We start from the raw sequence: 13,021 nt of genomic DNA on the forward strand, positions 1-13,021 counted from the left end.
TTGTGATACTCTTTTTTAGGATAGAAATTTTCTAAAAGCACTTTTTATACCTTTTCAACTTTTCAGAGCTAGTTTTCATTTTAAATTAACAGATTCTCTGCATAAAATTTTTTATTATCTAAAATAACTGTTATAATTTTCATTTTTGCTAAGAAAATAAATCCATTTTATTTTATCTTAAAATCAACTATATAGTTTCTAAATATTTTCTTATTTTTTCTGATGTTTTTCCATCTCCATATGGATTGCTAGCCTTGGACATCTTTTCATAAGTTTTTCCTTCTAGCAGCTCCATATCTTTTATTACATCTTCATATTTTGTTCCTGTAAGTTTTGCTGTTCCAGCTTCTATTGCCTCTGGCCTTTCAGTTGTATCTCTTAGTACAAGTGTTGGTTTTCCCAAGCTTGGTGCCTCTTCCTGTACTCCTCCTGAATCTGTCATTATATAATGAGTTCCATCCATTATTGCTATAAATTCAAGATACTCTAAAGGTTCTATTAATATTTTTCTTTCAAATTCATCCAGCATTCTATGGGCTATATCTCTAACTAGAGGATTTAAATGCATTGGAAAGACTAAATAAATATCCTCATGCTTCTCCAGATAATCTCTGACTGCCTTTAAAGTTTCCTCCATTGGTTTTCCCCAGTTTTCTCTTCTATGCATTGTTATAAGAATATATTTTTTATTATTTATCCCATATTTCTTCTTTATTTCTTCTATATCTTTACTTTTATTTTTCTTTACCCAATAAAGAGCATCTATAACTGTGTTTCCACATTTTATTATCTTCTCTTTAGGATAATTTTCTCTCAATAAATTATTTACATTAATATCTGTAGGTGCAAAATGTATATCAGCTATGCTTCCAACCAGTTTTCTATTTGCTTCTTCTGGGAATGGAGAGTATATATCTCCTGTTCTAAGTCCAGCTTCTATATGTCCCACTGGTATTTGATTATAGAAAGCTGTTAATGCCCCTGTAAGAACTGATGTTGTATCTCCCTGAACTAAGACATAGTCAAACTTTTCTTTTTTTACTATTTTATCCAATTCCAACATTAATCTTCCTGTAAGTTCTGAAAGTCCCTGTCCCTGTTTCATTATCTGTAAATCATAATCAGGCTTTATTTCAAACAGGTCCAATACCTGATAAAGCATTTCTTTATGCTGACCTGTGACTACAACTTTTACATCTATTCCATTTTCTTTAAGTTCATGATAGACTGGAGACATTTTTATAGCTTCTGGTCTTGTTCCAAATATTAATCCTACTTTCATAAACTTCTCCTCTGTTTTAATAAGTTTTATTTTAAAAATTTTCATCTATAATTTTATAAATATCACTTTCTAATTCTTCCCAAAACATTTTTTTATTTTTTTTATAAGCTTTTATATTTTGGTTTATATTTTTTATTTCGTTTTTCAGTTCTTCCATTTCTATATTTTCAAAAAAACTATTTGGGTTATATGGATCAATTATAAATCCTATTTTATTTTCTTTTACACAATTACCCAAAAAAGTATTTATTGAAAAAAAGCAAGGTTTCTCATATAAAATACTCTCAAAAAATTTATTAGAAATTGCATGTTTAACATTATAATCTTTCCACGGATATGCAGCCCATATTAAATCACTGCTTTTATAATATTTTTCAATTTCTTTATAGTCATATTTTCCTAGAAATTTGATATTTTTCTGTTTATTTATTCTTACTAAGTTCTTTAATTTTTCTTCATCTGGTCCAATTCCAATAATATAAAAATCAATCTTGTCTTCTAAATGTCTTAAGGAATTAATTAAATTTTTTAATATTTCATAATATCTTACAGTTCCAATAAAAGATAACTTTATTTTTTCACTTTCAAAATTCACTTTTTTTATATTTAGATTACTTTTTAATGGTAAATTTTCTACAATATATTGTTTTATATCTACATTTTTATATTCTGAAATAAAAAATCTTGAGGCACAAATCATAACTTTTGTATTTTTTATTAAATAAAATTCCAATAGTTTTAAAAGTTTTAAAATCATTCTATTTTTTGAAGTTGGCATATCAAGATTATCATATATTAATTTTTTATTTTTTAAAAAACTACATAAAAATAATATATCCCAATGTGAAGCTATAATAATGTCAGGTTTATATTCACTATTAACTTTTTTTATATACTTATAATATGCATACATTCCAAATATTTTTTTTATTTTATTTCCATACCCTTCACTACTCGAATAAACAAAATTAGTTTTATCACAATGATATAAATTATTTCGATTCCAAGAACAAAATTTTATTTTATATTTTTTTTTTAAAGTTTCATATAATCTCATACTTCTAGTATTTATTGGATAAACTCCATCTATTAATAGTATTTTTTTCATTTTAGTTTTCTCCTATTGGAAAATATTTAAAAATATCTTTATTTTTTTAACAAAACTTATTAATTTTAATAATTTATATATTTCATTATAAAATATTCATAAATTAAAAATTCATCATCACTTCTTTTTTTATCCTATATTTCATATAATTCTATTTTTACATCCTCCAATAATTATAATTTTCTTTGTATTTTTCTTTTTCAAAAATTCCTTTTAAATCTAGAACTAATGGTTTTTCTAAATCTTTTTTAAATAATTTTTTTATTTTTGTTTCTTCATATTCTAAAAAGTTTTTATGTTTTACTGCTCCTATTATTCCAACAATTTCTTTTACTTCATCTATATTTAAAATTTCTATTCCATATTCTTTGAATGCTTCTTTTTTATCTGCTACAGGGTCAACAACTAAGATTTTCATTCCATATTCTTTTAGTTCTTTTATAATATCTACTATCTTTGAATTTCTTAAATCTGGACAATCTTCTTTAAAAGTTAAACCTAATATTAAAATTCTTGCTTCTTTTACTTTCAGATTTGAATTTATTAACATCTTCAAACATTTCTCAGCTACAAATTTACTCATTCCATTATTTATTAATCTTCCAGCATATATCAATTGAGATTTATATCCCATTTCTTCAGATTTATATGTAAGATAGTATGGATCCACTCCTATACAATGTCCTCCTACTAATCCAGGTCTAAATGGCAAAAAATTCCATTTTGTTCCTGCAGCTTCTAATACTTCTTGTGTATCTATATTCATCTTTTCAAATATCATTGCCAATTCATTTACAAATGCTATATTTACATCTCTTTGTGAATTTTCTATTACTTTTGCTGCTTCTGCTACTTTTATTGATGAAGCTTTATGTACTCCTACTTCTATTATCATTTCATATACTTGAGCTATTGTTTCAGCGCTTTCTTTATCCATTCCAGAAGTTATTTTTACTATTTTTTCTAATGTGTGTACTTTATCTCCTGGATTTATTCTTTCAGGTGAATATCCAACTTTAAAATCAACTCCACATTTTAACCCTGACTCTCTTTCTAATATTGGAATACATATCTCTTCTGTCACTCCTGGATAAACTGTTGATTCAAAAACTATGTATGAACCTCTAGAAAGATTTCTTCCTACAACTTCACTTGCATTTTCTACAGGCTTCAAATCTGGTATATTATGATTTCCTACTGGTGTTGGTACTGCTACCACATGAAACTTAGCTTCTTTAAGTTTCTTCTCATCATTAGTAAATTCTAAAGTAACCAACTTTTTTAATCTTTCGCTTCCTACTTCATTTGTTGGATCTTCTCCTACTTTATATTTATTTATTTTTTCTTTATTTAAATCAAATCCTATTACATTTACTCCTTTTTCAGCAAATGCTACAGCTAAAGGCATACCAACATACCCAAGTCCTATTAATGATAACTTTTCTTTTTTTTCAATTAATTTTTTTTTCATTTTATTCTTGATATAATTTATTATATCTTTCCTCCCATTTTAATTTTATATTTTGTATTAATGAAATAGTTGTTCCTAGAAAATATCCTAAATGATTTATAAAATATACATACACTGCATATGGAAAATAAATAACTTCTTTTTTACTATCTATTTCTCTTACATAAAAATAAATACAAATAAGTATATATAATAACATTAATAACAATAATATTTTAATTCTAAAAAGTAACAATATTATTCCTAACATTCCAGTAACCAAAGGAATAATATGCCTTATCCTAACTCCATTATTTCTTTTAAAAGTCCAAAGTGATATTCTTAGTTGCCTTTTAAATAACTCTTTTCCATTTTTAGGTTTAAAATAATATTTTATTTTCATTTTATTTGTAAGCCATATTTTTCCATTAAAAGTTTTCTTCAATCTGTCAAAAAGTTCTATATCTTGTGCTACTTCTAATTTTTCATTGTATCCATTTACTTTTTCTAATTGTACTTTTCTAAAAATTCCATACAATGCTGTATCATTATATCCTTCCTTAAATATAGTTAGTCTATTAACTCTTAATCTTGAATTTCCTGTTCCTAAAAAAGAACCAAAAACTTTACTTGTTATTTTAGCTTTTATTGTACTTTCATTTGGAAAAATATATAGATATCCACCTACTGAAACCAATTCCTCCTTATCTTCCAATAATTTTATTCCTTCAGTTATATATTCTGAATTATATTCTGCATGTGCATCCATTCTTACTATATATTCACCTTTAGCTTCCTTTATTCCCAAATTCATAGAAATAGGAATAATTTTTTTAAAATTTTTTATAATTTTAATCGTTATATCTATTTCTTTTTTCAATTTTTTTATAGTTTCTATTGTTTTATCTTCAGAATTTCCATCCACAAATATTACTTCTAATAGTTCATGTGAATAATTCTGCCCTTTTAAAGATTCAAAAATTCCTTTTAAATATTTTTCTTCATTTCTTATAGGTATAATTATTGATACCAATGATTCTTCTTCTCTTCCTTCAAACATCTATCTTCCCTTCCCAAATATTACTGTTTTACATGTTTTAAAAAATATAATCATATCCATTACAAAATCCTGATGTTTTATATAATATAAATCATATTCCAGTTTTATTTCTGCATCTTCCAATGAAGCGCCATATGAATACATTACTTGCGCCCATCCTGTAAGTCCTGGCTGCACTGCATATCTTAATTTATAGTTTTTTATTTTCTTCTCATATTCTCTTCCTAATTCATTCCATTCTGGCCTAGGCCCTACAAATGACATTTCTCCTTTTAGCACATTTATTAACTGTGGAAGTTCATCTAATCTGGTTTTTCTTATAAACTTACCTATTGCTGTTATTCTGTCATCATATTCTGAGGCATATTTTGAAAACTTTGCTGGATCATGTATTTTCATGCTTCTAAATTTGATTATTTCAAATTCATTTCCCCTTATTCCTATTCTTTTCTGTCTAAAAAATGCTGGATTTCTAACTATTTTCATTGGATTAATAAATATATTTTTAATTCCTACATCCATTTTCACTAGTATATAGGTAATAATTATAAATGGCATAGTTCCTACAAGCATTGATATTGAAACTACTATATCAAAGAATCTCTTTATTCTTTTTTGTAATGTATTATTTAAAACTATAAATCCATCTGACATTACTATCCAGAGAGCATCTATTTTTTCTGTATCTATTTTTCCTTCACACTTTTCTAAAAAACTTATATAATCTATTATCTTTATTCCCTGTAATTTAAGATTAGTTATCATATTTGAATAATTTATTATCTGCTTCCTACTAGTGAAAATTATGCTTTCTATATTTTCTTCTTTTACTATTTTTTCTATATCTGTTATTTTTCCAAGATATTTTTCTTTGCTTTTTTCCTCATCATTTAAATACCCCACATAATTGTATTGCTTATTTTTTTCTAAAATATCAGTTATTTTATCTGTATAATCTCCACTATCAATTATTGCTGCATTCATCACTTTCTTATTACAAATAAGGAGCAGATATCTTAATATATTTTGAAATAAGTCATAAAAAAGAAAAGCATTAATAAATTCTATTTTTTTATAGAAGAAATAAAATATACAAAATCCACAAAAATTTATAACACTAGAATAGATAAAATCTTTTGTCTTATATTGATAATTATTAAAATTGAGAAGATCTAATAAGTAATAAAAAAAAGAAATTAAAATAAAAATCCCATATACTGCTGTATTTATACTTAATTCTAAATATACAAATATACTTCTATATATGAAGAAAAGTATAAAAAAATATATTATTCTTATTTTTGCATTTCTGCTATGTCTCATAATCAAACCCCATTTTTACTCTCTATTAACAATCGATATTTTTAATTAAAATTTAAAATATTTTTAATATAAAAGAAAAATATTTATTTTTTATAAGTTTATTTTCCATTTAAAACAAATATTTTCTATATTTTTCTCATAATAAACATTTAATAGTTATTTTTAGTTTTATAGATAACTATGAATTGATTATAGTATTATTATTTCTCTTTGTCAATCAATAATTTCACACAACAATCACAAAATGTTCATAAAATTATTTAAATTTAAAGAATTTTATTGATCCTGAAAATAAAAAAAGCTGTTCTCCAACAGCATATTTTCACAAAATATTTTGTCTAGTTGTAAATTTTAATTAATAAAATAAAAAAAGAGAGTCAAAATTATATAAATTTTAAGACTCTCTCTTTTTTATAAATTAATTTAAAGTTAGGTGGCTATCTATTCATCTCACTTGTATTTCCATTCTCATGATTGTCTATTATACTCTCTACAAGAGCAACATCTGCACAAGATATATCCCCTACTATTGTATTTTTCAATACTGAATTGGCATTCCCATATTTCATTGCTTTTTCTGGATTATTATGTTTTAGTATTCCATAAATAACCCCTGCTACATAAGCATCTCCACTTCCTATTCTGTCTACTATTTCAATATTTTCATATGAAGTTTCACAATAAAAAGCATCATTTTTTCTATTATATACTAATGAAGTAAAATTATGAGATTTTGGAGAATTTACTGTTCTTTGAGTAGAAGCAATAAATGATATATTAAATTCTTCTGCAAAAGTTCTTATTATATCTTCTAAGTTTCCTGTTTTCTGAAACATTTTTCTAAAAGTTTCTTCTGAAGCAAAAAGTATATCTATAGATGGAAGTAATTTTTCAATCTCCATTCTTGCCTCTTCTTCAGTCCAAAGATTTCTTCTGAAATTTACATCAAAAGACACCAATGTCCCTCCATTTTTAAAATTCTTAATAAGATCATGAGTTAATTTATTTGAATTTTCACATAATCCCAAAGTTATTCCACTTGTATGAAAAATTTCTGTTCTATTGTATATTGAATTATCTATTTCATCTGCTTTAAAAGACTGAAAAGATGAATTTTGCCTGTCATATGTTACATTTGGTTTTCTTGGTGAAGAACCATATTCATAATAGTATATAGCCAACCTTCTATTTTTAGATTCATCATATACTACAAATTCATCACTCACCCCATTAGAACTTATTATCTTTTTTGCAAATTTCCCTAATTCATTCTTTGGAAGTTTTGTTACTAGAGCTGTTTTTTCTCCTAAGATTGATACTCCACTGGCAACATTGAACTCTGCTCCTCCCATTTGTTTTTCAAGTAAATGTCCTTGAATCAGCATTTCATTATTTAAAGGAGAAAGCCTCATTATCATTTCTCCACTGCAGACCAATCCAAATTCTTTATTTCTAAAATCAAATATTTTATCCATTACAGTTTTTCCTCCAATATACCATATTATTTATTTCTTATCTCTTTTATTTTTTCTACAAATGCTTTAGCTGTGGCTATGATATCTTCACTAGATCCAGAAGCTAATTTTCCTCCTACACCTACAGCAACCACACCATTTTTAAACCATTCATCTATATTTTCTAAACTCACTCCACCTGTAGGCATAATATTTGCTTGAGGAAGAGGAGCTTTTACAGCTTTTACAAATGATGGTCCAAAGGCACTTCCAGGAAAGAGTTTTACAATATCTGCTCCATACTGCATAGCTTTAGTTATTTCAGTAATTGTCATACAGCCTGGCATATATGGAACTTGGTACAAATTACACAGTTTCGCTGTCTCTTCGTCAAAAGCAGGGGAAACTATAAATTCTGATCCAGCTAAAATAGCTATTCTGGCAGTAGCTGTATCTAATACAGTTCCAGCACCTATAACTAATTCATCTGAAGTAAACTGTTCTTTAAGAGCTTTTATTACTTCAGTTGCTCCTGGCACAGTATATGTAACTTCTATTGCAGGAATCCCCCCCTCTACACAAGCTTTAGAAATTCTGATTCCTTCTTCTATAGTTTCACTTCTTACCACTGCTACTATTCCTATATCAGTTATTTTTTTTAAAATTTTACTTTTTTTCAACATAACTTCCCTCCTGAAATATTTTATTTTGATTTATAATGAAATATTTTGTTATACTTTTCTATATTTTATTTATACTTTAAAAAAATTAAAAATTCAATCTCAATATCTTAAAATAAATTCCATATATGAAATTAAAAAGAAAATATAAAAAACTTTGTGATATTAAAAATGCTGAAAATGAGAAAAATTAAAAAATATTTTCCAAATTATAGTTTCATATATGAAATTCATATTTATTTTTTTGAAAATTATCTTTTTACTTTGCTATAACTATCAAAATATTAAAAATATCTAAACTATTTTCTGCTAAAATCCTATCTATTTTTTTATTTTTAATTTTTTATTTCGTTCTATTTCAGAAAAATTATAACCATTATAATTCTAAAAGTAAAAAATATATTGACTTTTATTTTAAAAAATTATATCATTAAAAAATACTAGTATACAAGTTGAAATATGTAGTATAAATAAAAAATTAAATTAATTTTAAAGATAAATAATTAACTCATTTTTACAGAGGAGGAAAATATGCAAGATTTTATGAACGAAGACTTTTTATTAAAGAACATAACCAGCAAGGAATTGTATCATGAATATGCTTCAAAGATGCCTATCTTTGATTATCATTGTCACCTAAATACCCAAGAAATAGCTGAAAATAAAAGTTATAGCAACCTTACTCAAATATGGTTATATGGAGATCATTACAAATGGAGAGCTATGCGTTCCAATGGAGTGGATGAAAAATATATCACTGGAGATGGAAGCGATTATGAAAAGTTTTTAGCTTTTGCTGAAACTATGGAATACGCTTATGGAAATCCTCTTTTTCATTGGTCTCATCTTGAACTAAAAAGATTCTTTGGAATAGAAGAAATACTAAATAGAAAAAATGCAAAAATTATTTGGGATAAAGCTAATGAACTACTTCAAACAGAAAAATTCAAGGCTAAAGCCCTTATTAAAAACTCTAATGTAAAAGCTCTATGTACTACAGATGATCCTACAGATTCATTGAAATATCATGAAAAAGTAGCTCAAGATAAGGAATTTGGTGTAAAAGTACTTCCTACATTCAGACCTGATAAAGCTCTTTTTATAGAAAAACCTACTTTTCCTGAATGGTTATCAGTTTTAGAAAAAGTTGTTGATAAGAAAATAAGTACTTTTAAAGATTTAGTAGATGCTTTATCTAAAAGAACTACATTTTTTGTTTCTAAGGGTTGTGTAGTCACTGATCATAGTATTGAAGAACCTTTTTTTAAATTAGGAAATCCTGAAGAAGTAGAGAGTATATTTGCTAAAACACTTTCTGGAGAAAAATTAACTAAAGAAGAAGTAGATATATATAAAACTTCATTATTTATAGAATTGGGAAAAATTTATAACTCACATAATTTAGGAATGCAGATACACCTTGGAGCTTTAAGAAACAATAATTCAAGAATGTATGACAAACTTGGAGGAGATATTGGTTTTGATTCAATTGGAGACTACAGCTATGCAAAATCTATATCTGGTTTATTAAATGAATTAGATAAAATAGAACAGCTTCCTAAAACAATACTTTATTGTTTAAATCCTAATGATAATGAAATGCTTGGAACTATGATGGGAAATTTTCAAGATGGAAAAATTTCTGGAAAAATTCAGTTTGGCTCTGGATGGTGGTTCAATGATCAGAAAGATGGTATGGTCAAACAAATGACTGCCCTTGCTAATCTTGGATTGTTGAGAAGATTTCTTGGAATGCTTACAGATTCAAGAAGTTTTCTATCTTACACTAGACATGAATATTTCAGAAGAATTATGTGTAATATGATTGGAACTTGGGTAGAAGAGGGAGAAATTCCTTATGATAAAGACATTTTAAAATCAATGATCGAAGAAATTTGTTTCAACAATGTTAAAAATTATTTTAATTTAGATATATAACACAAGGAGGAAATAAAAATATGAAATTATCATTTAGATGGTATGGAGATTCAGATCCTATCAGTCTTGAGTATATAAGACAGATACCTACTATGCACAGTATTGTTACTGCTGTATATGATATTCCTGTAGGTCAGGAATGGGATATAGAAAGAATAACTGCCCTTAAAACAAAGATTGAAAATGCTGGTTTACATTTTGATGTAATAGAAAGTGTCCCTGTTCATGAAGATATCAAATTAGGATTGCCAACAAGAGATTTATATATTGAAAATTATAAAAAGAATATCAGAAATCTTTCTAAAGCTGGGGTAAAAGTTATCTGTTACAATTTTATGCCAGTGTTTGACTGGACAAGATCACAACTTGATAAAAAATTGGAAGATGGTTCAACTGCTCTTGTTTACTACAAAGATCAAGTGGATAAATTAGATCCCTTGAATAGTAATTTATCCCTTCCAGGATGGGATTCAAGCTATACAAAAGAAGAAATGAATGAATCATTCAGACAATATAAAGAAAATGGAGAAGAGGGATTATGGGCTAATTTAGAATATTTTTTAAAAGAAATAATTCCAATTGCTGAAGAATGTGATATCAAAATGGCCATTCACCCAGATGATCCACCTTGGCCAATCTTTGGACTTCCTAGAATTATTACCAATGAAGCTAATTTAGACAGGTTCCTTAAATTAGTAGACAATAAATACAATGGACTTACTCTTTGTACTGGTTCTCTTGGAAGTGGAAACTTTAATGATATGGTATATCTGGTAGATAAATACAGTGCTATGGGAAGAATACATTTTATTCATGTTAGAAATGTCAAACTTCTTGAAGATGGTGTAAGTTTTGAAGAATCAGCTCACTATTCAAAATGTGGTTCATTGGATATTGTAGGTATCATGAATGCACTATATAAAAATAATTTTGATGGATATTTGAGACCTGATCATGGAAGAATGATCTGGGGAGAAACTGGGAAACCAGGATATGGACTTTACGACAGAGCTTTAGGAGCAAGCTATATCACAGGTATCTGGGAAACTCTTGAAAGAATAAAATAATAAAAAAGGGAGGCTTTCAAAGTGAAATTATGTATAGATGAATTAGATAATATAAAAAATTCTCTTACTGGAAAAATAAAAACTCCTGTATATGATATAAAAAGAGTTAAAGAAAACACAGAAAAAACACCAAAGTGGCTGCATTTTGGTGCTGGAAATATCTTTAGAGCATATATAGGAAAAATGGACCAGATTCTTATTGAAAAAGGATTAGAAAATACTGGAATAATTGTTGCTGAAAGTTTTGATACTGAAATTATTGATAAAGTTTATACTCCTTATAATAATCTGACAATGCTTGTTACTCTCTATAAAGATGGGGTATTTAAGAATGAAATTATTGGAAGCATAGTTGATACTATAAAAGCTGATACAGAAAAAGAAAAGCTGAAAAAAATAGCCATTGCTCCCTCTTTACAGATAATCAGTTTTACAATTACAGAAAAAGGCTACAATCTAAAAAATCCAAATGGAGATTATATAAAAGTAATAGAAGATGATTTCTTAGCTGGACCTGATTCTCCAAAGCATATAATGAGTCTTCTTACTTCTCTTTTATATATTAGATATAAAGCTGGAAATCTTCCAGTTAGTATGGTAAGTATGGATAACTGCTCTGGAAATGGAGATAAAATCAAAGCTGCTGTTCTTGATATTGCAGAACACTGGATAAAAAATAACTACATTGAAGAAGAATTTATTTTATATTTGACTGATGAAGCTAAAATTGCTTTTCCTATAACCATGATAGATAAAATAACTCCAAGACCTGCTGAAATTATTGAAAATCATTTAGAAAAATTAGGTTTTGAAAATATGGACATAGTTGTCACTTCTAAAAATAGTTATACAGCTCCATTTGTAAATGCAGAAGCTCCTCAATACTTTATTGTTGAAGATAAGTTTCCTAATGGAAGACCTCAGTTAGAATTATCTGAAGCTGGTGTATATATAACTGATAGAGAAACTGTAGAAAAAACTGAAAGAATGAAGGTTACTACTTGTCTTAATCCATTGCATACAACTCTTGCAGTATATGGGTGTATTTTTAATTATAAAACTATCTACGATACTGTAAATGATCCTCTTTTAAATAAATTGATAAAAGAAATAGGATATAATGAAGCTCTAAAAGTTGTTGAAAATCCAGGTATCCTTGATCCTAAAGCTTTCATAGATGAAGTAGTAAATGAAAGATTTCCTAATCCATATATTCCAGATCAGCCAGAAAGAATAGCTACAGATACTTCTCAAAAAATGGGAATAAGATTTGGAGAAACTATAAAAGCCTATGCAAACAGTTCAACTTTAAAGATAAGTGATTTAAAATATATTCCTCTTGTTTATGCTGGGTGGTTTAGATATCTTCTAGGTATTGATGATCAGGGAAATACAAGATCTATAAGCAGTGATCCAATGCTTGAGATACTTAAAGAAAATCTTACAGGTATTGAATTTGGAAATTTAAAATCATATAATGGGCAACTGAGAAATATTCTTAGAAATAAAATCATCTTTGGAGTGAATCTTGAAGAGGTGGGGTTGGCTGACCTTATTGAAGAATATTTTATACAAATGCTTGCTGGAAAAGGTGCAGTTCGCAATACATTAAAAAAATATTTAAATGACTAACAACAAATAAATCAAAAGGAGTGGGGA

At 26.7% G+C, this 13,021-nt stretch carries 10 protein-coding genes; 3 read left to right on the forward strand and 7 right to left on the reverse strand.

Annotated features, from left to right (window positions below; translation table 11 throughout):
• Positions 1–187: 187 nt before the first annotated feature.
• From wecB to E6771_RS08265, 7 genes are all read right to left on the reverse strand, one after another.
• The gene (wecB, locus tag E6771_RS08235) at positions 188–1,282 is read right to left on the reverse strand and encodes a non-hydrolyzing UDP-N-acetylglucosamine 2-epimerase (protein WP_316090776.1); all 1,095 of its coding nucleotides are present in this window, start codon (positions 1,280–1,282) and stop codon (positions 188–190) included.
• A gap of 31 nt (positions 1,283–1,313) precedes the next feature.
• The gene (locus E6771_RS08240; protein WP_316090777.1) at positions 1,314–2,390 is read right to left on the reverse strand and encodes a glycosyltransferase; all 1,077 of its coding nucleotides are present in this window, start codon (positions 2,388–2,390) and stop codon (positions 1,314–1,316) included.
• A 157-nt stretch (positions 2,391–2,547) separates the two neighbouring features.
• Complete coding sequence (locus tag E6771_RS08245) at positions 2,548–3,861, reverse strand: nucleotide sugar dehydrogenase (RefSeq protein ID WP_316090779.1); 1,314 nt, start codon at positions 3,859–3,861, stop codon at positions 2,548–2,550.
• 1 nt (position 3,862) lies between these two features.
• Positions 3,863–4,900 carry a glycosyltransferase gene (locus E6771_RS08250; RefSeq protein ID WP_316090780.1) on the reverse strand — a complete coding sequence of 346 codons (1,038 nt, stop codon included), beginning with the start codon at positions 4,898–4,900 and terminating at the stop codon, positions 3,863–3,865.
• Positions 4,901–5,884: a sugar transferase gene (locus E6771_RS08255; protein ID WP_316090783.1), complete on the reverse strand. Its 984-nt coding sequence runs from the start codon at positions 5,882–5,884 to the stop codon at positions 4,901–4,903.
• A gap of 776 nt (positions 5,885–6,660) precedes the next feature.
• Positions 6,661–7,698 (reverse strand): sugar kinase, encoded by a 1,038-nt coding sequence (locus E6771_RS08260; protein WP_316090785.1) that lies wholly within the window; start codon positions 7,696–7,698, stop codon positions 6,661–6,663.
• A gap of 26 nt (positions 7,699–7,724) precedes the next feature.
• On the reverse strand, positions 7,725–8,360 hold the full coding sequence (locus tag E6771_RS08265; protein WP_316090787.1) for a bifunctional 2-keto-4-hydroxyglutarate aldolase/2-keto-3-deoxy-6-phosphogluconate aldolase: 636 nt from the start codon (positions 8,358–8,360) through the stop codon (positions 7,725–7,727).
• Between the two features lie 528 nt (positions 8,361–8,888).
• Here E6771_RS08265 and uxaC point away from each other — a divergent pair.
• From uxaC to E6771_RS08280, 3 genes are read left to right on the forward strand one after another with little or no spacing between them, the layout of a single operon-like run.
• Entirely contained in the window at positions 8,889–10,295 is a 1,407-nt protein-coding gene (uxaC, locus tag E6771_RS08270) for a glucuronate isomerase (protein WP_316090789.1), read from the forward strand.
• 20 nt (positions 10,296–10,315) lie between these two features.
• Positions 10,316–11,362, forward strand: coding sequence for a mannonate dehydratase (uxuA, locus tag E6771_RS08275; RefSeq protein ID WP_316090791.1), 1,047 nt, complete (start codon positions 10,316–10,318; stop codon positions 11,360–11,362).
• A gap of 21 nt (positions 11,363–11,383) precedes the next feature.
• Complete coding sequence (locus E6771_RS08280) at positions 11,384–12,994, forward strand: mannitol dehydrogenase family protein (protein ID WP_316090793.1); 1,611 nt, start codon at positions 11,384–11,386, stop codon at positions 12,992–12,994.
• The last annotated feature ends 27 nt before the right edge of the window (positions 12,995–13,021 follow it).

Source organism: Fusobacterium sp., assembly GCF_032477075.1.
Lineage (GTDB): Bacteria > Fusobacteriota > Fusobacteriia > Fusobacteriales > Fusobacteriaceae > Fusobacterium_A.

Coding starts and splice junctions, on each gene's coding strand:
- wecB (WP_316090776.1), bottom strand. CDS start 1,282: ATGAAAGTAGGATTAATATTTGGAACAAGACCAGAAGCTATAAAAATG.
- E6771_RS08240 (WP_316090777.1), bottom strand. CDS start 2,390: ATGAAAAAAATACTATTAATAGATGGAGTTTATCCAATAAATACTAGA.
- E6771_RS08245 (WP_316090779.1), bottom strand. CDS start 3,861: ATGAAAAAAAAATTAATTGAAAAAAAAGAAAAGTTATCATTAATAGGA.
- E6771_RS08250 (WP_316090780.1), bottom strand. CDS start 4,900: ATGTTTGAAGGAAGAGAAGAAGAATCATTGGTATCAATAATTATACCT.
- E6771_RS08255 (WP_316090783.1), bottom strand. CDS start 5,884: ATGAATGCAGCAATAATTGATAGTGGAGATTATACAGATAAAATAACT.
- E6771_RS08260 (WP_316090785.1), bottom strand. CDS start 7,698: ATGGATAAAATATTTGATTTTAGAAATAAAGAATTTGGATTGGTCTGC.
- E6771_RS08265 (WP_316090787.1), bottom strand. CDS start 8,360: ATGTTGAAAAAAAGTAAAATTTTAAAAAAAATAACTGATATAGGAATA.
- uxaC (WP_316090789.1), top strand. CDS start 8,889: ATGCAAGATTTTATGAACGAAGACTTTTTATTAAAGAACATAACCAGC.
- uxuA (WP_316090791.1), top strand. CDS start 10,316: ATGAAATTATCATTTAGATGGTATGGAGATTCAGATCCTATCAGTCTT.